This is a genomic window from Bradyrhizobium sp. USDA 4461, assembly GCF_054055655.1.
On record NZ_JBSRXM010000001.1, the window covers coordinates 4,111,211 to 4,135,613 of the forward strand.

Sequence of the window (24,403 nt, forward strand, 5' to 3'; positions counted from 1 at the left end):
CCGTTCTGTAATGAGAGACAAACTAGAACACCAGCGAAGTTCACAAACTTTGGACAACCACTAATCGCTCCCAACCGCGCTAACCAACCTTCTTATCGTATTTTTGAATTAAGTCATCGAAAGTTGAGATCATATGGCTTATAGAGCTCGTTGAATCGGACGAACCTCAAATCAGCTGTGAGGCCAATCCAAGCCAGCTGCCGGAGGCCGGAAAACTCGACCATTGTTGGCCAGAGTTTTCGCTGCCGCATCTCCTCGACGGGAGGAGCCGACGGACGATGAAGGCTGAAGAAGCTGGTGCCGGACCTGCCGCTCGACAAGGAATGCTGCGGGACGTGATCCGCCGAAAGCTATGAGGCCTGGCCGGAAGCGCAAGCTGGTCGACGAAGTCCGCAGCGAATGGCAGGTCCCGGTCCGCAGGGCCTGCGCGGCCCTCGACGGTCTCACGCTCGCCAACTAGACTAGCGACCAACCGAAGTCATATCGGTCGCTCGGATTCCGGCAACGCTTGAGGGCGTCCTGAACAGGAATGGCCACTACATGACAGTCAACAAGCCGCAGAGCCGTTTGAGCAATCCATCGCCAAATCGGGGCCAATCAAAATGAGTTGATGTTTGTCGCTCGCCTATTGCTTCCGAATGTATCATGTCAACGTGCTTTTCTTCCCGTGCGAGAACGATCGATTTCAACGGCCTGGAACTAGCCCGCATTTCTCACAGGGCCGACTGATCTGACAACGCCGATTTGGTGGGCCAGCCATGGCCATGAAGGGTTGCTGCGCGGGAAGGCGCGGCTGGCAGGATTTGGTTGTAGGTTTCTCCAGTGGGCCCAGTTGGCGATGCGGCGTTTTGGCGCGTCGCAGCTCCGCGTGTCAGGCCGGCGAGGCGCGGGCTCCGGCGGCTTCGGCCAGGCGGTGCGCGGCGATGCCCCACGGTTCGGCAGCCGGACAGGCCGAGGCCATGGCGATCTTGATGCGGCGGACGCTGATACGCACCAGTGCGCCGATCTTCAGGAGCTTGAGGCGGATGGTGCCGCAGGTGGCGTCGGCAAAGTTGGTTTCGGCAAGGCCGATGCGCCGCAGGGCACAGATCAGCACGTAGGCCATCGAGGCGAACCACAGCCGTAGTTGGTTGGCGCGCATGGTCGCCGTGGAAGTGCGGTCGGCGTAGAGATCGAGCTGGCACTCCTTGATGCGGTTTTCCATTTCGCCGCGGGCGCAGTAAATGTCCTCATAGAGCTGCCGCGCGCCCGCCTCGGCCCGCTTGAGCGAGGTTACGACGAAGCGCGGATTGGCTTCGCCTTGCGTCCACTCCGCCTTGGCGACGACGCGGCGCCTTCGGCTCCAGGTGTCGCGCGTGCTCCATTGGAAGTCCTTGAAGCGGCGCGCCGGGCGACCGGTCTTCTCGGCCGCAGCTCGAGCCGTGGCAAGCTCCTCTTCGATCATGGCGACCAGGCGCGTGTTGCGGGCGAGCCCGAACAGATAATCCACGCGGTTCTGTTCGCACCACGTCATCAGCACCTCGCGCGCAAAGCCCGAATCCGCTCGCAGCAGGATGCGCACGAACGGCCACTGGGCGCGGATTTGCCGGACAATCCGCTCGACCTCCGCGGCGCTGCCCGCGCTGGCGTCGATATCGGAGGGGCGCAGCTTGGCCGCCAGCAGATGCCGTCCGCTGAACACGTACAACGGCAGATAGCAGTAGCAGTCGTAATAGCCGTGGAAGAAGCGTCCTTCCTGATGCCCGTGCAGGGGGGTCGTCGGTGGCGTCGAGATCGAGGATGATCTGCGCCGGCGGTCGCTGGTGCGCCTCCAGAAACAGCGTCACGGGCAACGACTCGATCGCCGCCGCGTCGTAGGCGATCTTGTGATAGCGCGAAGGCTCGTTTCGGCTCAGCTCCAGCCGGTTCAGCGTCGACTTGCCGGCCACCGGTGCGCAGTCCTCGCGCTTGGCCTCGAGCTTGCCCGCCAGCACCGCCATAAGCGGGTCGTGCCGCAGCTCGTCGTGATCGTTGAGATCTTCGTAGCCAAGTGCAATGCCAAAAACCCGTTGTCCGACCAACGTACCGACCGCATGCTCGATCAAGTCCGGACGGCGATGATCGCGAAAGCAATCTGCAAAACGCCCCACCAGATCGATCGCTCGATCGGTGGCGCCCAGAAGCAACGCTCCAGCATCCGACGTCACCAGGCCAGCATCAAAGGCCGCTTCCACAGCCCGACCTTCCACCACTCCAAAATCAAACCGTTCTGCGCTACACTCTGTCGGCATCGGGGCATTCCTTGAATCACCGCAAAGTCCTTCTCGCAAAAGAACTTTCGCTGATTCGCGCCCCGATGCGCCTCAACACTGTGAGAAATGCGGGCTAGGCGTCGCGCCGGGTCTCGTCGACCCGTAGCAGGGCACAGTGTTGGCAGAAACCCTTGGTCTCACGCGTCTGGTCGGCATTGCCCGTTAGTATTGGATGGACGCATTTGCCGAAGGTGTTGCCTGATTCCAGAGCTTTGGCTGCAAGTTCTCAACAGAACTCAAAAAAGGAATGAGCCGGCATGAGAATAGTGCCTGCTGAGGATTGGGATTCTTCAGGTCTGAGAGATGACAACCGTCGTAAGCGCCTTTTGCAGGACGCCTCTCCAGGGGGAATTGGTTGAGCAATTGGCAAGGGCTGGCAGGCGAGCCCTTCAAAACCAGCAGATAGAGCTGCAATGGGAACCGGCTACCGATGAAGCTGCGCCGGCCGGCACCTTTCGGGTGGCCACCCAGATCCCCGTAAGCGAGGTCTTCTTTGATCAGCTGTTCAATGGGTGCCCAATACTACCTGAGCCCCCAAGCGCTATCAGCAAGTCCATGCTTGGGCCGCACTCGAAAATCAGGCCGCCTGAGGAGCAGGAGGCGTTTGGTGCCGCACAGCCTGGGATGCTGCGGCCTTCACGCTGGATTAGTGGCAATGATGGGGTGGGGCGCGGTACTCGCCTTCCGCCGGCATCATGCATCGATGTGAAGGGCGGCTTTGTTACGCTGGAGGGGGCTTATTGGTTGAGTGAGTTCAAGCGGGGCCGGGCGAGGGATCTGCATACAAGGAGCTTCACGTAGAGCTTCTAATCGAACCGGCGCCAATGCCGACACTTCGGCATTGGCGATGATCAGCCACTTCCGCCGTGCGGTGGCTTCCCGTTCCGCTCGGCTTGTTGTTCTCGTTCTTATGGCGGCTCACAGGCATTTCAGGGCGAGCCATGCCTACGGGCCGCGCTGCCCAGGCCAAGGGGGCCGTGTTCTGGGAGGCCGCAAATTGTGAAGGCGAGGCCGTTTTACTTCAGCGACGCCGATGAACATCCGCCGTGGGTAAAGGCTCTAGCGGAAGTTCGGCAACGGGCGCCGCAGGAAAGCTGATGTTACCATAGCTGCCGCGAATCATGCCATCACAGATGAGCCAAAGACGTGCTCCATCGCAATGACCACTGCAATTAATTGCACGACGTACCTTGCATGTTCACCGCGACTACCACCGAGGTGTACTTTGTGGTCTACAGGGATGTAGGTTTCGGTCTACATTCTAGGCTATTTTCAAATTTTCCTGACGGCCCCCTTGCCAAGCGATCCCGCTCCGGCGCACAAATAAATCGCCCCCGAAAAGCATCTCTCGAAATTTAAGGAGAGGTGCCATGGACAGAATCCAGTTCGGTTTCGGCTTAATGACGGTGAGTGGTGAGGGAACGTTCGGTATTGCCGCCGCGTTCACGATCGTTGTCCTGTTTCTTTTAAGTTTGTGGTTGCGTAGGTGATTAGGCGTTCGACACTCGACACTCGACACTCGGCGTGCGCGCTGCGTTGGCGGAAGTGCCGGGCTTCAGCAAGCCCCAGCTCGCCAGGTTCAGGAGCAAGGCGCCGCAGGGCGAATAATGGCTCCATGATATAGGATCGTCAGCGAAGAACTCGAATATCGAACAACTCCGGCTGTCTCCCTTCCGGTGAAATTTCTTCCACGAGGATGATGATGAGCGGCTCGGATGATGAGAAGAACGGATCGGCGTTTGTCCAGTCGTTCGGTCGCCACCTTGTCGCTCTTTGCGTGACGTTCAGGGAAAAGGTCTCACTGGACCCGCTGCCAAGCTTCAGGGCATTTGCGTGCACGCTTCTTCACATTGATGGACGCAACTTTCTGCTGACCGCCGACCATATCCTTAGTGAACTGCATGAAGCGCTCAAGAGTGAGAAAGTCGAGATCCTCAGCGCTGTTCTGCAGGACAATTTCGGGGCCGAGCGCATCTGTGACCTGCCAATCCCCTTTGATCTCAAAAGCGCCGAAATGTTCTTCATCGACGACGCCGAGGAAGGCCTGGATTTCGGCGTCATTGCCTTGAGGCCCTACTATGTGAACCTGCTGGCCGCCAACAAAATGGTTGCCTTGGCCGAAGAGAATTGGGTACGTGAGCACGTCGTTCAGTTTGATCTTCACTTGATGTTGCGCCTTCCGGCCGAATACACCTCCGATCACGCCTCGGCAACAATGTTCGCTGTTAAGCGTTTGAACGAACCTCCGGATGGTATACCGACGACACGCTATCCTCGGTTCGTAGGTGAGCTTGATCCGGACCGTGCGCTCGCAAGCGTGCGGAAAATGAGTGGCGGCCCGATTCTGGGCTTCAACCTGACTCCGCCGATCCGCTGCTGGGTGGTGGCATTGCAAAGCACGTGGCTGCGCGACCGACGACTTGTATTCGGGTGCCCATTACCTGAGCTCGCCTCGTTGATGACCGGGCGGTGGCGCGATAGACTCTGCGAGGTTGAAAACAAGGGAAATAGATATGGCTGGGCGTGAAGAGCAACTTCTTGCGATCAGGATAGCCGAGACTCTCAGTCGAGCCGCTGAAGCTGAACGCCATTATGTAAAGATTATCGAGGGGAGCAGCTCGGACGAACTCGAGGACCCCAACAATGATGAACTGCAAGATGCAGAGGAGCTGCTGGCACATCGCACCCGCACGGCCTTTCGCGAGTGTCAGATGCTGGCCGAACGATTGCATATGCCCGACTTTGCAAAGGATATACGCAAGAAGCTGAAAGCCCACGGCAGCGATGCGAAGCTAACCTCACTTGCGTACAGTTCCACCGCCGGAGAGCAGTATTGTCCCGCCTTGGCGGATGCATGGGGCTTCTACGAACCCATGGCCGCCGTCGCGCTTGGAGGAGCGGTAACCGGGCTGAGCGTACTTGAGACAATGCTGCGGAACACCGCCAAAATCATCGAGCAAGCCAAGACCACGCCGGATCGCGAAACTCAAGTTCGTGATGCGGTATTCGGTATCCTAAAACTCGCATTCTTGGACGCGCGCAGGGAAGTTGCGATTGCAAAGAGCTTTAAAACATACAAACCGGACATAGGCGTCCCGTCACTCTTCGCTGCAGTTGAATATAAATATCTGCGAACGAAAGAGGGCATGAAGAACCACCTTGACCAGGTATTCGCAGACATGCGGGGGTATGGCGGGCATCCCGATTGGCGAAATTTTTATGCGGTCCTCTACCAACGGGGGGCATTCTATACGCAAGAGGATGTTGTCGAGATTTTCCGTGAAGCCGGCGTAAGCGCGAACTGGATTCCGATCGTCCTTAATGGACCTGGCGAGTAGGCGCGCCTTTTCGCTTGCGCAACGGAAAAGTGCGGCGCCTTATAACCGGATGCAGAGGTTTCTTGCGTGCCAGGAACTCCTGAATCTTCGTCGGCCGAATACGCATACCATCGGCAACGCCGTGACGGGCACGGTCATAGCGAGGCAAGTAGTCCAAGCCCCAAGGCGAGCGCCTCCCTCGAAGACGATCCGCGCAAGCGGCTGCTGATGTAGCACAAGGCGCACCAACTGGATCATCGCCCTGTACTGCGCAGGCGTAATGTCGACCCAATCGTCCTCCATCTGCAGCACGACATTCACTTCCTCGAGGTGAAGGTCAGGATTGTCGGGCTCAAGCTTGCCATCTCGATGAATGACGACCGTGGGCTTCGGCCTTTCATCCAGGCTGACCGAAAAGATAGCAATTGTACGATAATGATCTGGCATTCGCGACCCCTCAGGCAAGGCGCATTGCATGCAAAGAAGTATGGAAAGGTCTTGATGTTTTATGCCAGTGAGGCGATCGACCACCACCGGCACGCCGTCGCCTGCGTGGTCGACGAACAATTTGTCGCCGGCCGCGTGCGACTGGCGCATCGTCACCGACAGGCGCCCCTCCCAGGCGCGGTAGAGCTCACGGAAGCGCGAGTACCGGTATCCGCCGGGCTCGGCGGCAATGTACTCCTCCCACAGGATCGACGGCGTCACGTGCTTGCGCTTGAGCTCGCGGTGCACCGCCGCCCAGTCGGGCTCGGCGATGCGGCGGTGACCCTGCCGGTTGCCGTTGCCGGCCTTGGCGAGCAGAAGGGCCTATAGGGCCGCGTCCGTGAGTTCTCCGGGCAACGGCCAGCTCAGGCCTACGGCCTCGAACGGTCGGATGGCCAGCCGAACCAACGGGACCGTGCGAGCTATGGTTTGCTCGCAGGCATAGCTTGCCCCAAGATCGAGGAGAGGATTTGGCTGTCCATGGCCGAGGTATTTGGAGGACCGCCGTTCAGTCCCGGAGTTGGTCGCCCCATGCTGCTCAAGATGAACGTTAGTGTCCTTGCGGGCCCCGTTAAGAATGTCGCAGCGGTGGGGGCGGTTACGCGCACCAGCTTCCATGTGGGGGGACATTGCCGGTGACCGTCACGTAGAAATTGATCGCCTCGGTTACCAGAAACCAATCTCGAAAGTGCAGATACCTCAGGGCCAATTTAATCTGCGGCGCGCGAGTCCTACAGCCACCGCACGGAAAACGCCTGCGACGCAGTAGAACCGCGCTCGCCTTCCTGCCACGGAGCAGGCGTGGTGTGGCTCCCATGACATAGAGGCAATGGTTAAGACTCTGGGGCTAGACTTTGACCTGGCGCGGCCATCGAATCCACGGCATAGTGCCTGCATGAGCACGATTGTCGTCCCGACATGGTAATGAAGCCCTCCCTGAAGCCACCGGTCTTTGTCGACGCCTTCGCGGGGTGTGGGGGCCTGTCATTGGGCTTGCTGCAGGCCGGATGGCGTGGATTGTTCGCAATCGAACACGACGATTTCGCCTTTGCGACGCTCAAGGCCAACCTCGTCGAAGGGCAGGGTTCGCACAAGTTCGCGTGGCCGAAATGGCTTCCCAGGGAGCCCATCGGCATCCAATCGCTGCTGTCGAAGCATGGCCAATCGTTAAAAAAACTACAAGGAAGCGTGGACCTTCTCGTCGGTGGACCGCCGTGCCAGGGGTTCTCCAGCGCGGGGCGTCGGCGCCATGATGATCCCCGCAACAAGCTGTTCTCCTCATACCTCAAGCTGGTCAAGCTGCTGAAGCCGAAGGTGGTGCTCATTGAGAACGTCCGCGGATTCACGTCCGACTTCGAGACAGGTGCTAACTACGCCAGCAAGCTTCGCACAGCATTAGCTGTTGACTATGACGTCCATGACGCCTTGCTGGATTTGTCCGCGTTCGGGGTACCCCAACGACGGACGCGTTATTTCGTGCTTGCGACCAGCCGCTCGCTCGGCGTGAAGGATCCCTTTGAAGAGCTAAAAATGGAATTGCCGTCGTTCCTGCGGTCAATTGGCCTGCAAGCGCCGGTATCATCGAAGTCCGCAATCTCTGACCTGGAAACCGTGCGCAATGGCACGCAGGATTCTCGTGATACGGCTGGCTTCCTTGAGACCAAATACAAGGCGCCGCTGACTAAGTACCAGAAGCTTATGAACGCTGGTGCAGCCCATCCGACCGACTTGAGGCTGGCCCGGCACGACGAGGCCATCGCCGACCGTTTCCGGCAGATCATCGAGCTGAGCCACGCCGAAGGGCGGCTCAACACGTCAATCAATGAGGAAGTCCGCAACAAGTTCGGCTTGAAGAAGCGCGCCCTCCGCGTGCTCGACCCCGACATGCCGTCGCCGACGATAACCAGCATGCCGGACGATTTGCTGCACTACGCCGAGCCGAGGACGCTTACCGTGCGCGAGAATGCGCGCTTGCAGTCATTTCCGGATTGGTTTGAGTTCAAGGGCAAGTACACTACCGGCGGCCACTTGCGCCGGGTTGAAGTCCCACGCTTCACCCAGGTCGCAAATGCGGTGCCTCCGCTGGTCGCCAGGGCCATCGGCGAATTCTTGATGAAGGCAATGACGGCACCCAAGCGTAAGTCCCAATCAGCTGCCAAGCGTCTTCAACAAGCTGCGGAATTCAGCGCGCACGTCTAGGATCGTGCAACGGAGGACCCGCATGTCCTCCAGGCTCACTTGGGCGCCTACGGCGTTGACGACCAGGGTTGGCTTGCCTTCGGGCACGAGCACGACGTGGCCGAGGTCGTTCCGCTCAGGCACGACTTCGTCCATGTACTTGGCTACGCTGGCGTGGGCACCAGGATTTTCGTGCGAGCCGCCTTCCTTCAAAGCGCTCTTGAGCAGCTTCAGGCGCTCCATCGATGTGAACAACATGTGCGCCTTGTAGAACCTCGCGATGTCTGTCTCGGTCCTCAGCTTCTCGGCAATTTTCGTGAGTTCTTTCAGCTTTTTTTCCACGGCAGCAAGGGCTGTCGCGATGAACTGCTTCTTTCCTTCGTCCTCTAACGAGGCATGGATGGTTCCAAGGCACTCGTTGACCATGTGGTCGACGTCGCTCGTCGCACCCATGACGATGCCCCTGGTATGGTCAAGGTCGAGCACCTTCTTGATCAAGGAATCGAATACGCCTTCCACTTCATTGACGAGATCCGTCCGGGTGCAGCAGTAAACGCCTTCGAGGTCGTGCGCGCGCACCAAGTTCATAAGCTCACCCGGCGTCGTTTGTGCAGAGTAAAACACGACGTCCTTGTATCGAATTTTCTCGCGGATGCGCTCGATCGCGTCCTGACCCTTAGCGTCGGCACCGAGGTCCCAGTCGACTAGCACCATATCGACTTCGTCGACGAAGACATCTTCGTTGAGCTTGCCCTCAAGGGCATCCATCGTATGGCAAAGAGCAGGATTGAAGTGAAACCCCTGTTCTTTCATGTAGCCAGCGATGCGCGTGATTTGGTCCTGGATAGCCCTTGGTTGGTCATCGACCCACAGAACGTTGAAATCTAACCTCATTTGCCCCTCTTACCGACCCCAATCCTAATGGCAAAGGCTGCGCCACGCCCGTCATTGTCCGACAAGTCAATTGTGCCGCCAATTTCCCCCAACACTTGCCTTACGTGATAGAGACCCAAGCCCGACCCACGGGTGGTCGTATAGCCCATGTCGAAGATACGCTTGGGATCGACGCCCCGTGCCAACCCTTGCCCGTTGTCATGGACGGTCATGAGCAGGGCGCCCTTGTCGACGGCTTCGAGCTTGAAGCTGATGCGTGACGCCTTGGCGCGGCGCGCATTGCTGATCAAGTTATCGACGACGATGGAAATATCGATCGGATTGAACCGCATCTTCAAGCCTGGATGCTCGTTCTCAACGACGATGCGCATGCGGGCTGAACCGGTCACTTTCGCGATATTCTCTATGTACTCGGCGATGAACGCCGTGACATCACCCTCGACCATCTCCGAATCGAGCTGGAAGTTGGCCTTGGACGCAAATCGAGTAATAGCCATGACCTTGTTGTTAAGGAAGGCGATTTGCTCCATCGCCTCCAATACGGCTTCCCTGGGGATAGACTTCTGGCCGGCAGTCGCACTGAGGAAATTCTCGATCTGTTGGGCGACAACTACCGCGTAGATTGTGACTTGATGGTGCAAGTTCAGGATAGTCTTCGCGTCGACCTTGACGGCCGATTCGAGGAAGTGAGCGCGACGACGCTCAATTTCGGCGGTTGCCTCGGCCGTTTCCGCGCGCTCCACGGCAGCTTCGCTGGCCGCACGCTCACGGTCCGCTATCTTGTGGGCTTCTACCGCCGACTTACGTAGCTCCTCGAAACGCCGTTCGGCCTTAGTGAGCTTTTCCATGAGAGGCTTGTTGCCGGTCTTTTCAGCAATCGCGCGCAAGCCGCCGAGGGAGGTTTCAAACTCGTTGGACCGCTCGTTGACGATGCTGACGAGCCGCTTGCTGTAATCGAGCAGCTCAACCTCGTCGTTGTCGACGAGGCTAGCCACCGCCTTGGTGACGCGAGCCCGACCCTGGTCTGTCATTAACCGCGAAAGGTCGCCCGTGTTGGCATCGTCCGGATCGACCCACGAGACGGGCACCACGTACTTCTCAAGGCGCTGGAGGCAATGCCTCATCACCGCCTCGCGCAGCTGGCGTGCGGCTGGCGTGTCGATGAGGCCCTGGTTGCGGCTCGACGCTTCCTGGAAGTCTTCGTCGGAGCCGAATACGTCGACGCGGCCAATCACTTCACGCGTACCGAGGAAGCGGCTGAACCCCTGCTGCTTGCGGCGGTCGAAACCGAACCAGTCATCGGTGACTTCGCCGACCGGATAAACCCGGAAATTGTTGCGGAAAAGAAAAACCGACCCAAACTGCACCGACGGCAAGCCCGCACGGCGGGCAAATGTCTGCTTCGAAGACGTGTTGAGGTAGTAGATTTCGCAATGGAAGTTCGAGCCATCCAGGTGCTTATAGGGGTTGGGCTCGCGGATCTTGTAGATGACTTCACCACGATCGGTCAGCTCGGTCGTGATCTTTCCATTGTCAATCGAAACCGAGATGAAGGTGGTCTTTTCCTTGAGCGTGCTGAAGATGGGATTGCCGACCAAGCCGTTGACGACCGCCCCTGGCAAGGCCTCGTTTCCAGCCTTGGTCGCCTTTGCGCGCGCCTCCTTATCCTCGTCGGCTTCGGCCGGTGCCGTAATCTCGATGGTAAAACGGTCGGTTGTGGACCCAAACGGGTTGATCAGCTTGGCGAGCGACGCTTTTAGCGCAAGCAAGGACTGCCGCCCCCACTTGTGCCGCAAGTTGCGGACCTCAATGACGGTCCCGGTGCGTAGTTTGTCCCCAAACTTCTGCAGCTCGCCGGGCAGGTCGAATGATTTAGTCGCTCGGTAGTCGACCGGGACCTCATCGAAATGCTCCTGGTCATTCTTGTCGAATAGGCTCCAGTTGACGTCGAGCCGGTGGACAGTGTCCTCGGCCTTCGGCCGGGTCTGCAAGATGACTTGGCTGCCGAGCCGATCCGAAGAAAACCGCCCGATGCCCTTGCTGCCTGCATAGTGCGTGCGGTCGGCGACGATATTGCGGAAATCCTTGGACTGCTTGGCTTCGCGCTTCGACGAGTAGGCGACGAACAGCCATTTGTCGTTGATGTCCTTGTAGGACATGCCGCGGCCATTATCGGCCACGATCACGTTGCTCGGCCCGAAGAAAATATGGACCTTGCCGGCGCCCGCATCGAACGAGTTCTTGACCAATTCGAAGATTGCAACCTCATCGTCCGTAATGAGCTCGCTGCCCAGCACGCGCTTGAGACCAGTGCTCACGTCAAACGTGAGTGTTTCCTTGGCAGCAGCCTTCTTGGACCTTGTGGTGGACGTTTCGCTCGCCATCTAAGACGATCTTCCCTTGTTTTTCTTGGCCCTTTTAGGGCCCAAGTAATTCGTCACGCGCCGCACAAGGCGGTCGGTGTGCTTGATCTCGCACTCCCAAACCGTCAGCGTGCTCCAGCCCATCCGGCGCAGCGCGCGCTTGTTCACTTTGTCACGCTCTACGTTCCGCTGGAACTTGGCCTGCCAAAATTCAGTGCGGCTCTTTGGCATGTTGGCAACGCTGCAGCCGGCATGCGCATGCCAAAAGCAGCCATGAACGAACACTACTTTTTTCCTTGATGGGAAGACTAAGTCGGGCTTTCCGGGCAAATCTTGACGGTGCAATTGGTATCGGTAACCGAGAGCAAACAAAGCTTGGCGTACAGCAAGCTCTGGAGTCGTGTCCTTGCTCCGTATGCGTGCCATGCGTTCGCTGCGTTGCGCCTTAGTTAGAGTATCCATCTTGGGGCCAGGGCTTCAACCCTACGTTTAGGTTATACACGTCGGTTGTGGTGCGGGCGGCCGGACTCGAACCGGCACAGGCCTTGCGGCCCCACGGATTTTCAATACCACTTCGGCTTTCGCCGCCGCCCATCCGGCGTCCGGACTATCCCTTCACCCTGGCGTTTGTCCGCTGTAGGTGCTGCCCGTCTAGTCTCTACACCTTCCCTCTGGGCGGGGGCTTGGCTCGGGATTGCCAGTGAAGGTTTCCCCGACTTTGAGCAGTTTTGCACCCAGGGTTTCCCCAGGGTACTCAATGGTTTAAGTCCGATGCGCCTACCAGTTCCGCCACGCCCGCATCGGTCCATCTATACGGCGCAAATGGCGTTCCGGCAAAGCGAATACAGCCCATTCCGCCCACGGATTGAGCAGCTTAGCATTGGGAGCGGCAGGCGCATGCGTTCACAGCCTCGGGGCGCCGACTTGCCCTTTCATGCAGTACTGGCACTGACCGGTGTCTACATATCGCGGTCCTAAACCAGCCACATAGCCCTTCGCCTCGGCAATCGTCATCAAGCCTGGAGCAGGATAGGGCGGATGCCAATAGGTTGGTCCAGTACCTTTGTCCTGGTTCTCCATCCCTTGGCCGTCACGGCAAAACTTGCAGCTGCCTTCGTGAATTCGAGCGCGACCGCTCGGTGGGATGACCTTGACGTAATATGCCATGGCACTGCCTACTTCCCGCAAGGATAGTATGCGTTTACGCTAACGTTCTGCGGTTGGCTTCGCAAGGGAGGGCAGGATGCCGGGAAGAAGCGATCTCGTTATCGTCGTGTTTCCGCGAGACGACGATGGCACGTTCCCGGTACGGTTGATGCAATCTGGCGGTAGCCACGGCATCAACTTTGACGGCGACGACTTCCTAGTCGCCCGAACGCGAACCTTGGACCCTGCGAAGGACTACGCCAAAGGGTTGGCCGGCATCTTGTTGTTCAAAGTGCTCCGGATCGCGCCTAGTTAAGGAGCCAGACTCAAGCGAGAGCCGCTTACCGTAGGGTTTTCTGGCTCGCCTTTGCGGATTTCCGCCACTTCCTTCTTCGGCGGCTTCTTCTTCCGGACGTTGATGGCGCTGGCGTTCAGCACGTCCTTGACGTGGGCCTACCATTGTTTTGAAGGAGCCCGGAAGCGCTGGCGCAGCGAGCGTCTGCTCGGCCAGAAGCTTCTTAAGCTTCGCGTTCTCCCCTTCCAGGGCCTTCAGCGCACGTCCATGCCGCCGAATTTGGCCTTCGCATTGAAGATTGTCGCTTCGGAGATGCCGTGCTTGCGAGCCAGGTCAGCCGTCTTCGCCCCAGCCTCGTCGCGATCATCAGCTCTTCCGTGAACTGAGCCGCTGCGTTTGATCTGGTCAACGATAAAAAGCGGCCTGTTCTTCGTGCTGAGATATATGCGACCAATGTATTCGCTGATAATACTCAGCGAGGCAAATTGGAAGAACGACACGATCAAAAGCGAAATCATCAAGCTGGTCCAGCCGGGAACCACTTCAAGGTAGAGCCAACAGTACAGTGAGTAGACGGAGGCCGCGACGATCGCTACGACCAGCAGGGCCGCGCTCGCCGATGATAGGCGCAACAAGATCGGCGAATAGCTGAGGAAGGCATCGATCGCAAGACGAACCAATTTTGATACTGGATACTTCGTTTCGCCGGAAAATCTCCGATCCCTGTCATACAAGAACGGTACCTGCTTGAAGCCAACGGAGGCCACCAGCCCTGGTATGAACCTGTCCCGCTCGGGCATCTGCGCTATGAGTTTAGCGACCCGGCTCGTCATTAACTTGAAGTTGCCGGCGTCGACGGGAATCGAAAGGCTGCTGGCTTTTTTGAGTAGGCGATGGAAGATGCTTGCTGACGTCGTCTTAAACCAGCTTTCGCCAGCGCGTGTCTTCCTCTGGCCATATACGACGTCCGCGCCTTCGCGCTGCATGACCTCCACCATGGATGAAAGCAATTCTGGAGGGTCCTGCAGGTCCGCGTCGATAACGAGAACCAACTCGCCACTTGCCGCTGATAGGCCTGCCGTTACCGCAACTTCTTGCCCGAAATTCCGCGACAGCCTGATGCCGACAATATTCCGCCCGCGCTCGGTCTCTGCTGAGATTGCCTGCCACGTTCCATCGGCAGAACCGTCATCCACAAGCACAATTTCATAGCCATCGCTGGCCACATCAGAAGCGCTCTGCCGACATCTTCTAATGAGCTCAGCAATACCATTCTCTTCGTTGTAACAGGGTACCAAAACGGAGAGGGACTTCGGCCTCCTTTTCCCTAGCCGGCTCTTAGCCGAATTGACATTTCTATCCATAGATATCCCCTTCCCATGGGCCGCTTATGGCAGGAAGGCCAGCGTGGATCGCGGTGCTGTCCACCATTGGCGCAGACCCTTCCAGCCTCGTAGAGGAGGCCCATTCCAATGGATATCAGCCTTAAGGAGCTTCTAACTGATCTGAGCCCCGCTATCTCCTCCGAGAATTGGTAGAACCCATCACCTCGGCAATCTGAGGCCAGCAAAATGGACCAATTTTGGTTAGAGTTTTGCACCCTTAATCGGTTGTCTCGTTGGCTTGATCTCACGCATTCTCGCTTCCGTTCCATTTGCGACAAGCCCGCTGCGCCACGCCTGAACGAGATGCGCCACTACGGCCGCGAGTCCCCGTGCGCCGTGCACTCTTTCGGCGCTCATCGACGGCGTAACGTCCAGCAAGGCAGCGGGGAGGCCATCGCGGCGCAATTTTCCATCGGCATGACGGAGCCACATCACAGGCACTCCGGCGTGGTCTAGCTTGCACGTTACGGGCGTGGCCACAGGCAAGAAGCGTGCGTTCCGTCGCCGTTGATCTGCATCAGGTCCATACCGCTGTCGCGGAGCTCCGTGTTCAAACTGTTGCGCTCCTCGTGTCATTGGATACGTCACACTCGTGTTCTGGTCATGCATGGGTGCCGGGCAGCCTGCGCTCGCTGGCGGCGGCACGTGCGCTGGCGTCCGCCCGGGATGCCGCCGGATCACCGCCATAGGGCGTGCCATCGACCAACGTCGCATGCATGATCACTGCAAGCTTGCGTGCCACCGCCACCTCGCGGGGGCTCGAGCGTTTGGCGATGCCATGCCCAGGTCTTGGCCTTGTCCTTGCGCTTGAATCGGGTCGGCAACGCGTTGGGCCGCCTCAAAGACCGCTCGTCGCACGTCGATTGACGTGCCGGAGTGCCAGCGCCGCGGCGTCAGACCAAAATACGTCGCCACATGGCGCGAGCGGTGGAAGTGGCAGGGGATCATCGACCGCGGTCATGAAGCTGACCGTCGCGACCGGAACGACACCAGGAATCTGCATGGAGCGCCGTACAACTCGTGGCCGGCGACCAGGCAGACCACCAGATCGTGCAGCCGGCCAAACGCCTTTCCACAGCACGGCGCGTGCGTTCAGCATGGCGTCGATCAGCTCACCGACCAGCGCATCGCCCACAACCGCTTCGCGCACCGCCTGCGCAAAACCGCCGCGCCCGCCCCGGTTCATCCAGATGCTAAGATCTAGAAACTTGCGCTTCAGTTGCGCCGGTGGGTCAACAGCAGCCGCAGCCGGTAATAGGCCGCGCTCTTGATATGCGCCCGCCGGAACCAGCCGGTGCGCATGATGTGTGCGATGCCGAGGGCGTCCGGCCCGGTCGGTCTTGTTGCGTTGCGCCTTCAGCGCGGCACGGACATGGAGGGTTTCCAGATACGTCGCCGGCAGGCCGAGCCCGAGCAGCCCCGGATGCGGCCAGGGCGACAGCGAGCCCGCCTCGTGACCGCCCCCTCGCAGCCGGCTGAGATACGGCATCAGCGCCGCCTTGATCGCGTCGGGGTCAGTCACCACCGCCGTCTCCAACATCACCTTGCCGGTGGCGTCCACCACGCAGAGCGCCCGTCTCGTCCATGCCGACCATCCAGGCCACAGAAAAATTCCATCGCACGCATCCCGCGTCGCTGGGGCGTGGCAGTGTGCGCGTCATTCATCGCGCAGGCCACTTGATCTGCGCAGCCACAACTCCTGCGCAGGTCGATTGCGGGCGGCCCTCATGGTCCTGCCGAGCTGCGCGAGATCGCCCACGCACACGACCTGCTGGCAATCATGGAGGAGCATCAACTCAATCGGGGAGGACAACGGTTGCCCGGCGAGAGCGATATGGCGAGAGCAGTCAATATGTCCAGCAACAGGATGTTGACGAGCCGGACGGCTGCGTAGCCAGTCACAAAAAGGCGTAACGCGGTCGCACTCAGAAGGGCCGCCTCAGCCGCGTTTTCGTCCTCCAACCTCTTCAGGCGCTCCGCTCCGAGTCCTCGATCGAGCCAAACTCGATTTTCTGCTTGTAGATACTGGCGGCATTGACGACCGTGCTTGCGGCCCAGATCGGTGACCGAAGCGCCAGCCTCGCGCCCCTTTTGGAAGCACGATGATCTGCTTCTCGAAACGCGACTGCGCTTCATGCGCCGGTCCTTGTTGGGCCAGAGCTTTAAATTGTTGATTCAGCCCATGGGCGACGTCCGGACGCGCGAGGCCCCCTCAGCGCTGGTCAGGATTCTGACAGCGGCACACCAAACCTGTGAGATTCAAAACACCGTGCGTCGGTTGGCGCCTGGAGTTTTTTCAAAGTGCAATCAAGCGCCTAATGCGCGCGAGGAGCGCTGGCACGGCCCTTGCCCGTTCTCCCTAGGCCAAGTTGAAGGAGATGAAGATGAGCGGCACGACAGGATCTCGGACCTCCGGAGAAGAAGCCAGATGCCAAGGGGAGAGACCAAGGCCAAAGAAATTCGCGGCTCTTCGATACACTGCGGTTTTGGGAGCACCACCGCATGCGATAGTCGCGGCTAGATCGGCCGAGGGTCTTTGAGCAATTCGCACGGCATTACCGGCAACTAAAGTAGTACCGAAAGTTCGGTACCCGCTTATCTCGCCTTTCTACTGCGTCCCTTCTTTAACATGAGTAATTTTCGGTGGAAGCGCTAGCGGTTCGATGAACAGAGCGGAAATTGTCGTCGTAACGGGTGGACTTGGTTTTATTGGCAAGCATTTTGTGCGCCAATGCCTGGATGAAGGGCATTTCGTCAGGAATATAGATCGGATCAGCTATGCGGCCGATCGTTTGGTGAACGCTGAATTCTACCGGAACAGCAATTACCAATTCTACGAGGCGAATATCTGTACGTTAGATTTTCTTCCGGAATGCGATATTTTTGTAAATTTTGCTGCTGAAAGTCATGTCGATAACGCGATTACGAATGCGCGAAAATTCTGCGAAACGAATTTTCTCGGCGTTCAAAATTGCCTCGAGCTGATCCGTCGCAAGCACGAGCGCGAACGGCCGACATTCGTTCAAATCAGCACTGACGAGGTTTATGGGGACATTAGAGATGGCTCCCATACCGAAGCAGATCCACTTGTGCCGTCCAATCCGTATGCTGCGACAAAGGCGGCCGCCGATATGCTTGTAAAAAGCTGGGGGCGTACTTACGGCGTAAGTTGGAACATTGTACGTCCAACCAATAATTATGGAACACATCAATACCCGGAAAAGCTCATCCCAAAGAGTGCTTGGCGGATGAAGCGCGGCTTGCCCGCTATCATGCATGGTGACGGGAGCTACATTCGCTCTTGGTTGCACGTGGATGATGCCGTTCGCGGCATTTCAACGGTGATCGAAAAAGGCAGGAGAAATCAGACATACAATATCGGCAGTACGGAAGAGCGGAGCAACATTCAGGTTCTTCGCCGAATTGCGCAGATTCTCAGTATAGAGGAACGCTCCGCCTTTGTCGCAGCCTCTGATCGATCGGGGCAGGATATCAGGTATAGTCTTGATGACTCGAAACTGCGCGCGCTTGGTTGGTCGCAACTGAAGAAATTCGATGAGGAAATCATCGAGATCGTCGCGAAGCTGGACACCTCGAGATTTGTTTGAGTGCCTGTCTTGTCAGGATCATATGGTATGAACGTCCAGTTTTACCGCCATCCTTTGAGCAAAATTGATGCTGCTGCGGTGGCGGCAGTGCTCGACACGCCCTTTCTCACGACAGGTCAAGTCTGCGCATCTGTCGAGCGGCAAATCGAATCGTATTTTGGAGTGCCCCACGCTGTTCTGATGAACAGCTGGACCAACGGTGCCTTCGCTGTGCTGCTTGCGATGGAGCTTCAGCCTGGCGACGAAGTCATCGTACCGGCCATGACTTTCATCGCCACTGCCAACGTCATAGTGTTGGCTGGAGGCACACCGGTGTTTGTGGATGTTGATCCCGGAACATTGCTGATGACGCCGGAGTCTGTAGAGAAGGCCCTTACGGCGCGAACGCGCGCCGTGATGCCTGTCCATCTGTACGGTCAGATGTGTGACGTGCGCGGCATTCGTGATGCCGTGAATCGGGCATGCTTGGCCGGGTCCGAGCCAATCATCATTGAAGATTGTGCACATTGTTTTGAAGGCGCTCGGGACGGGTATAGACCAGGACGCTATTCCGATGCCGCGATCTTTTCCTTCTACGCCACCAAAAACATAACCTGCGGAGAAGGCGGAGCGGCGATTTTCAACTCGGATACACTCCATCAGCGTACACTGGAATCGCGGTCGCACGGAATGTCAGCAATTGCGATCGATCGTTTTCGAGAGGGGCGGTATAATCATTGGAATATGAACCGCCTTGGCACCAAGGCCAACCTCCCGGATCTTCTCGCTGCGTTACTACCGCGGCAGATTGCCGCGATTGATCAGCGCCTGCTTGAACGAACGCGCTTGGCCAACCGCTACCGCTCTGCCTTCGAAGACGGACCATTGCGCCTGGTAGAACAGATCGGCACGGGCGTTAGTGCGGAACATCTGTTTGTTGTTGGCGTGGGGAACGGCGCGCGTGATGTTGCCATCGCTCGATTGAATGATGCCGGCGTCGGCGTGACGGTAAACTACCGTAGTGTGCCTGAAATGAGTTTTTACCGGCACCGCCTGAGCGGTTTGGCCAACCAGTGGCCGGTCGCGAAGAAATGGGGCGATGAGACCTTGAGCTTACCGCTTTTTCCCGACATATCCCAAGCGGAGCAGGACTACGTCATCGCAACTGTCAGGCAGGTTGTCTATCCGCTTGCCGGCGATTAAAGACCCTAGCCGGGAAAATTTGAGTCTGTGAGGAAAACGCTCCGCTCGATGACAGTGTTTCCCAAGTTCGATCCGCGATGCCTACTCAGTTGTTTTGAGCCCACTTTATTTCCGGCGCAAGAGATGGGCGAGGTCCAAATCAATTTAAAGAGATCGGCTTTTGTCTACGCTTGACCATACGCTTAAATCGGACACGGCGACGGGCCGGTTGGAAGTGATCATGGTGACCGGACGACGCGGCATCGTTCGACACGCGGAACGAGTTTCGCTTCACCGCCTCCCACAATGTGCCGTGCGTCGACCGCCAGGAGATAAATCGGTTGGACCCTGAAAACCTGCGGAATACGCAGGCCGAATGCAAGGTGCGGCTGATCGATGCCCTCGGATGTGTTCGTTCGACGTACGCCTGCGCCCGGTCAGGGCATTTCCTGCGTCCGCTGCCATTCCGCTAGAAATATAGCGTAGGCCGAGCGCCCTGGAAGGAAATTGTACAACTCTTCGAAGGGAAACAAAAGGGGAGCAAGATATGGCTTCGCTCGCAAGGGCACGCGCGTGATCAGGCTATTGAAAATAAGAAAGAAAGCCGGCCCTCCCACATAGATAGCGCGTTTCGTCACGAAGTAGGGCGCCGCCAGGCTGGCGATCTCGTCGTGCTTTAAGGCAGCTTCAGAGCCCCCTTCAAACCAGCGGTCTTTTCGATACCAGAGGCGACGAACAGAGCTGAGGAAGAACTCATCGTTCGGCTCCATCATTAACAACCGTCCACCGGGACGTAGCATGCGGGCAATGTTGCGAATGGTTGTCTTAAGATCGACAATGCAATATTGAAGACCTCCGATGATAATCGCAGCGTCATGCGTTTCAACCGCATTCAGCTGGCGTGTCAAATCGAGCTGGTGTGCGGCGCTGCCCACGTTGGTCTGATAGTCGCGACAGGCCGATTCCGATATGTCATAGCCGGTTGTTCTTATAGATGAAAAGTACCTACGAAGTGCGAGAGAGTTGTGACCGCTGCCGCAGGCCAGGTCGGCGACTGACGCTCCATTCAGTTCAACGCCAGCAAACAGCGGCGCGTAAATGAACCGATGCCGGTAGGCCATCGAAGTCTTGTCGTAGTAATGAGCCTCGTAGGCGTCGTGAATAGATTCGAAATGAGCCTTTTGGCTGTTCGTGTGTTCTGTCAATTTGACAATCCAGCTCACTCTGTGGCTTTAGCTAGCACGGCGGTCGAACGATAATCGTCGCGCTGATGCAGCTTTGACCGGTGTCCCGTCCTTTATGGTGCATCGCTGTGGACGGCGAACGGGACGATCCCGCCGGGCCGCAAAATTCAATAGATCTCCACTACCGCGAGCTGGTCCGTGTTCGATAACGTCGCAATCACAACGTCGACTGGACCGCTCGGCGAACCGAGTGATTTGACCTTGCCGAAACGCATATCCCCAAGGCCCCTTTCGCATACCAGCGCGCTGCATCCTGGCGGCAGTTACGTTCTTGAAGTCGGTTTGCCGCAGGCAGCCGAAGATTAGCACCTGTACCAGCCCCTACATCCCCGATTCGCTCCGCGGCAGGGTAGTTAGAACAAGATGGATGCAAACAAGCGCCACCGTTCGACGAACCACCGATGAGTTGCGTCGGGTTGCCAGGGGCACTCGCGAGGATCACGGCTTTCACCGTCGACTCCATTTCGGGCTATCCGGCCGTTGTCGCCTGGCTTCATGGCAGGATTGCTCCGCCAGCCCGCCGGAGCGCACAGGCTTGAGTAAAAATTGCCTGTAAGCGTCCGGATCATCAGAGTCGGTGATCGCGGTCTCGAACGCGGTGGCAGCGACGTAGTCCGCTTCGCGGGCTCCAAAGGAGGCCATGACACTAGCTTGGTCAAGACGATGCGGACCCTCCGGCTCGATCAGTACCCACGCTTTGGCTAGATCGGCGCAGCTCTCAAGTCCAAGCGCTTCCATCGCGGCCGCGTTACTTCCGGGAGATGGCACAAGCGGCCATGTTTGACCGAAGTGCGCTGGGCTACTGTTACTGCCCCATGGCCCGATCAGCCAAGGTAAACCGAGCGCTCGCGTTTCGAGCACAAACAGCAGGCCCGGCGAGCGGCCGGAGAGATCGACCACGGGGGTGCCGATTTCAAGGCCGGCAGCGCGAGCCTGGGCTCTAGCTGTGGCCAGATAGTCGTGGAGCGGTTGCGAGAGCACCAATTTTCCACCACCGGGCATCGGCGTCACGGCGGTATAAGTGCGCAGATCTTTCACCTGACCCCACGGCTTGAGAATCGCAGCATTGATCACTAATGCAGTGAGCAACTGTGCCAACGCCGTCAGCGGCAGTAGGGTAGCGACGCTGCGTTCCTGTTGCGCAAGAGGACTCAGGAAGGCAACGACAGCGAGCATCCAGAACAAGGCGGTCTTCGCACCGGCGAACCAGTAGTTGAGATTGGAGCCCAGCGCGGACACGTGCGGCAGGACCAAAAAGGTTAGTGCCAGCGCGACGCTGGTGGGAGTTTGGGTGCGCAGAACCAATCCCCCACGATAGAACATCGCGACAAGGCATGTGAAGGCCGGCATCAGGAACAGGGTCGAGAGCTCGATGCTGATTGGCTGCGTCCCCAGCAGCGCAACCGCTACTGTTACGATCAACACCGAAGCGAGAGCGAGCGAACGGAGCAACTTGCGCGTAGACCCCACGAGAATGCTGAGCAGAAAGGCTGTCGCCATTAGCACGGCGATCGCGAGTTGCCCGCGACTGACGGCGAGCGGGTCGATCCGAAACATGAAAGACACCTCATGCCGGGAGCCCAGCAGGATTTCCAAATCAGCGCTGTTGGCCATACGGGTCACCAGCCCGGTGATGCCGCCGTCGATCAAATAGGCGGTAGCGATCAGCAGGGCGAGAGCGATCAGCGCCGCGCCAAGCATGGGCAGCAGCGACTTTCGGCGCAAAACGACGACGTGGAGCATAACGAGGAGGGCCATCGCCGCAGCGCTGGTCGGCTTGGCCATGAAGCAGCACCAGCCGCCAACGCCGACCAGGATCCACCCCAAGACCTGGCGGATGCGCCCTGGTTGATCGGATAGCAACAATCCGATCATCACCATCAAGAGCGAGTGAAAGGTCAGTGTGTCGTAGTTAGGGGTGAGTTTCATCAAGGGGTTAAAGGCCACTAATGCCAGGCTGGCGATCCCTGCCGAGAGCACCGCCACATGTGGCCAGCGCACTGTCCAAAGACGCCGGATCACGAGGAAGCTGAGAATCCAGCCCAGCGCCATGGTGAGGATAACGTTCGCCATGCGAAGCACTGCGATGTCGCGCCCCGCCCACTGATATGGCCAATGATAGACGAAGCCGAAAAGGGACGCCCCAAAATTGATTGCGTACGCGAATGGGTTCGCGATGGAGTTGAGGTAGAATCCTTCGGTACCGAGACGGAGACCGTAACCGCTATAGTATAGCAGCCAGGCGAAAAGGATCGCTGTAGTTGCGGCGGACAGTGTCAGCAAAGCCCGATCCAGGAGGACTGACAACGTCCATCCGTTGGCAAAGTGGTTGGCGGGCGGCATAGTCCCTTCCTGCTAGCCTTGTAGAGGTCACCCATTACGACCGATATCAACACCGAGGAGCTTCTAACTAGCCTGCGTCCTGCAATCTCCTCCAAGAATTGGTAGAGTTCGGCGCCGAATTCCCTCGGCAGGGAGGAGGGACCTGTACCTCGACAACCGCCTAACCAATGTCTCGTAGATTGTGACGCGAGGCCATCTTGCCGGCTCGATTCGGCTGATTTCTTCGCCGGACTCCGAGCAGGCTGTTGAAAAAGGCGCTCGCGTGGGCCGAAGACGTGATTCATCGGCTCCGGCGGGATTCGGAGATGGTGCGTGCGCGGCGGCGACAACGGGCGAGCTGTTCGGCTTAAGTCGACCTGGAGACGCGGGTGCGGTTTGACCATCCGCTGCGCGCGACGCGGACGATTGTGTATAAGGCGCTGTCGGCGCTGGAGCGCGAGTTTGCTAGCTCTATTCGCCGATCGGGCGGCCGTCGATCCCGCCGGATAAGCTGCTGCGGGCGATGCTGTTGCAGGCGTTTTATTCGATCCGTTCGAAGCGGCTTCTGGCGGGTGGAATACGACTTGCTAATCCGCTGGTTCGCCGGAACCGGCGTCGACGACGCAGCCTGGGACTATTCGGGTTCTGAAAGAACCGCGACCAGCTGCAAGACGACAGCGCGGCCAAATTCCTGGCGGCGGTGCTGGCGCAGCCCAGGGTGAAGGGGCTTCTGTCGAGCGATCACTGCACGCTTATCGAGGCCTCGGCCTCGATGAAGAGCTCCGGCGAGCCGCCAGCGCAAGGCGGCGGGTGTGCCGAAGCGGACTTCTATGGCGAGAAGCGCTCCAACGACACCCATGTTTCGACCTCCGATGCGGACGCCAGGCTGTACCGCAAGGGTAAGGCGAGCCGCAGCCGTTCTTCATCGGGCATGGCCTGATGGAGACGCGCCACGGACTGTTGCCTGCCTGGCGCTGGCGAACGAGACATGCCGAACGCGTGGCCGCGCTGCACATATCGAGCCTGGTGCCGACCAACAGCGAGCACGCTTGGTGTCGACAAGACCGATGATGCAGAAGGCTTCGTCAACGAGCTGCGCTCGATGAATGTGACGTCGCATGTTGCGCAGGCGCCCCGCGATGGCCGGGCACTGCGATGCCATCAGCCAGCGCATCCCAAAGCGCATCGAGGACGCATTCATCTGGATCAGGACGGCCGCGGGCTCGAGAACATCCGCTCCCGTGGCCGCGATCGGGTCGGGTGGGCCTTACCCTCGCTGACAAGCTGGTGCGGCTGCCGCGCTGTTGGCCAGGTTGCCGAACTTCGCCAAGGCGTTTTTCGGCTATATCCGAAATGGACAACTGGGGCAGCGATTTCCGCGGTCTTTCCGAAGAGGGCATCTCACCTTCGGCGGTAAGTCCGACGGTGAAGTTGCCTTCGATGCGCCGAAGGGCCTTCTCGACGTCTGCTACGCCGCGAGAGACGATTAGTTCGCCCTGCGCAGAGGTCGATCGGTCGAACGAAGAGACAGCCCGCCTTCGTTACAGAACTAATCGCAAAAATAATTTGTTCCATCGCATTATTAGATATTCGTCACGTGATTGTTTTTTCTGAACGATAGCGCCTTGGACGGTGGTCGCATGAGCGAGAAGCGAAATCATTCGTATCAATGAGTGTGTTTTATAATTCTGAGGTGCCGGACTTCACTCCAGG

Annotated in this window: 10 protein-coding genes and 6 pseudogenes; 6 read left to right on the forward strand and 10 right to left on the reverse strand. The window is 58.3% G+C overall.

Annotated elements, in window-relative coordinates; genetic code table 11:
* Positions 1-871 precede the first annotated feature (871 nt).
* Positions 872-2,270: pseudogene (locus ACVINW_RS19110) on the reverse strand (IS1380 family transposase).
* A 1,723-nt stretch (positions 2,271-3,993) separates the two neighbouring features.
* Between ACVINW_RS19110 and ACVINW_RS19115 the strand changes: the two are divergent.
* Together ACVINW_RS19115 and ACVINW_RS19120 are read left to right on the forward strand one after the other, a co-directional pair.
* The gene (locus tag ACVINW_RS19115) at positions 3,994-4,818 is read left to right on the forward strand and encodes a hypothetical protein (protein ID WP_456752722.1); all 825 of its coding nucleotides are present in this window, start codon (positions 3,994-3,996) and stop codon (positions 4,816-4,818) included.
* Complete coding sequence (locus ACVINW_RS19120) at positions 4,805-5,629, forward strand: PD-(D/E)XK nuclease domain-containing protein (protein ID WP_456752723.1); 825 nt, start codon at positions 4,805-4,807, stop codon at positions 5,627-5,629. Before ACVINW_RS19115 ends, ACVINW_RS19120 begins: the two co-directional genes overlap by 14 nt.
* 477 nt (positions 5,630-6,106) lie before the next feature.
* Here the strand turns inward: ACVINW_RS19120 and ACVINW_RS19125 are convergent.
* Positions 6,107-6,499 (reverse strand): annotated as a pseudogene (locus tag ACVINW_RS19125) (IS21 family transposase); the annotation flags it as partial.
* Positions 6,500-7,018: 519 nt separating this feature from the next.
* Between ACVINW_RS19125 and ACVINW_RS19130 the strand changes: the two are divergent.
* Positions 7,019-8,293, forward strand: coding sequence for a DNA cytosine methyltransferase (locus ACVINW_RS19130; protein ID WP_456752724.1), 1,275 nt, complete (start codon positions 7,019-7,021; stop codon positions 8,291-8,293).
* On the opposite strand, the gene ACVINW_RS19135 is transcribed toward ACVINW_RS19130, so the two are convergent.
* The 6 genes and pseudogenes from ACVINW_RS19135 to ACVINW_RS19160 all read right to left on the reverse strand — a co-directional run bounded on the left by ACVINW_RS19135 (position 8,243) and on the right by ACVINW_RS19160 (position 15,972).
* On the reverse strand, positions 8,243-9,166 hold the full coding sequence (locus ACVINW_RS19135) for a hypothetical protein (RefSeq protein ID WP_456752725.1): 924 nt from the start codon (positions 9,164-9,166) through the stop codon (positions 8,243-8,245). The genes ACVINW_RS19130 and ACVINW_RS19135 overlap by 51 nt on opposite strands.
* Positions 9,163-11,550, reverse strand: a complete 2,388-nt coding sequence (locus ACVINW_RS19140; RefSeq protein ID WP_456752726.1) for an ATP-binding protein — start codon at positions 11,548-11,550, stop codon at positions 9,163-9,165. The genes ACVINW_RS19135 and ACVINW_RS19140 overlap by 4 nt, the downstream gene beginning before the upstream one ends.
* A complete protein-coding gene (locus tag ACVINW_RS19145; RefSeq protein ID WP_456752727.1) occupies positions 11,551-11,991 on the reverse strand; it encodes a very short patch repair endonuclease in 441 nt (146 codons plus the stop codon).
* Between the two features lie 1,120 nt (positions 11,992-13,111).
* Positions 13,112-13,371, reverse strand: a pseudogene (locus ACVINW_RS19150) (transposase); the annotation flags it as partial.
* Positions 13,372-13,785: 414 nt separating this feature from the next.
* Positions 13,786-14,334 (reverse strand): annotated as a pseudogene (locus ACVINW_RS19155) (glycosyltransferase family 2 protein); the annotation flags it as partial.
* 622 nt (positions 14,335-14,956) lie between these two features.
* Positions 14,957-15,972: pseudogene (locus ACVINW_RS19160) on the reverse strand (IS110 family transposase).
* Between the two features lie 1,046 nt (positions 15,973-17,018).
* On the opposite strand from ACVINW_RS19160, the gene ACVINW_RS19165 reads away from it, so the two are divergent.
* Together ACVINW_RS19165 and ACVINW_RS19170 are read left to right on the forward strand one after the other, a co-directional pair.
* Positions 17,019-17,963 carry a dTDP-glucose 4,6-dehydratase gene (locus ACVINW_RS19165; RefSeq protein WP_456752728.1) on the forward strand — a complete coding sequence of 315 codons (945 nt, stop codon included), beginning with the start codon at positions 17,019-17,021 and terminating at the stop codon, positions 17,961-17,963.
* Between the two features lie 27 nt (positions 17,964-17,990).
* A complete protein-coding gene (locus tag ACVINW_RS19170; protein WP_456752729.1) occupies positions 17,991-19,145 on the forward strand; it encodes a DegT/DnrJ/EryC1/StrS family aminotransferase in 1,155 nt (384 codons plus the stop codon).
* Between the two features lie 416 nt (positions 19,146-19,561).
* On the opposite strand, the gene ACVINW_RS19175 is transcribed toward ACVINW_RS19170, so the two are convergent.
* The gene (locus ACVINW_RS19175) at positions 19,562-20,347 is read right to left on the reverse strand and encodes a class I SAM-dependent methyltransferase (RefSeq protein WP_456752730.1); all 786 of its coding nucleotides are present in this window, start codon (positions 20,345-20,347) and stop codon (positions 19,562-19,564) included.
* Between the two features lie 468 nt (positions 20,348-20,815).
* Positions 20,816-22,711 carry a hypothetical protein gene (locus tag ACVINW_RS19180; RefSeq protein WP_456752731.1) on the reverse strand — a complete coding sequence of 632 codons (1,896 nt, stop codon included), beginning with the start codon at positions 22,709-22,711 and terminating at the stop codon, positions 20,816-20,818.
* A 356-nt stretch (positions 22,712-23,067) separates the two neighbouring features.
* Here ACVINW_RS19180 and ACVINW_RS19185 point away from each other — a divergent pair.
* A pseudogene (locus tag ACVINW_RS19185) lies at positions 23,068-23,957 on the forward strand (transposase); the annotation flags it as partial.
* Positions 23,958-24,403 lie beyond the last annotated feature (446 nt).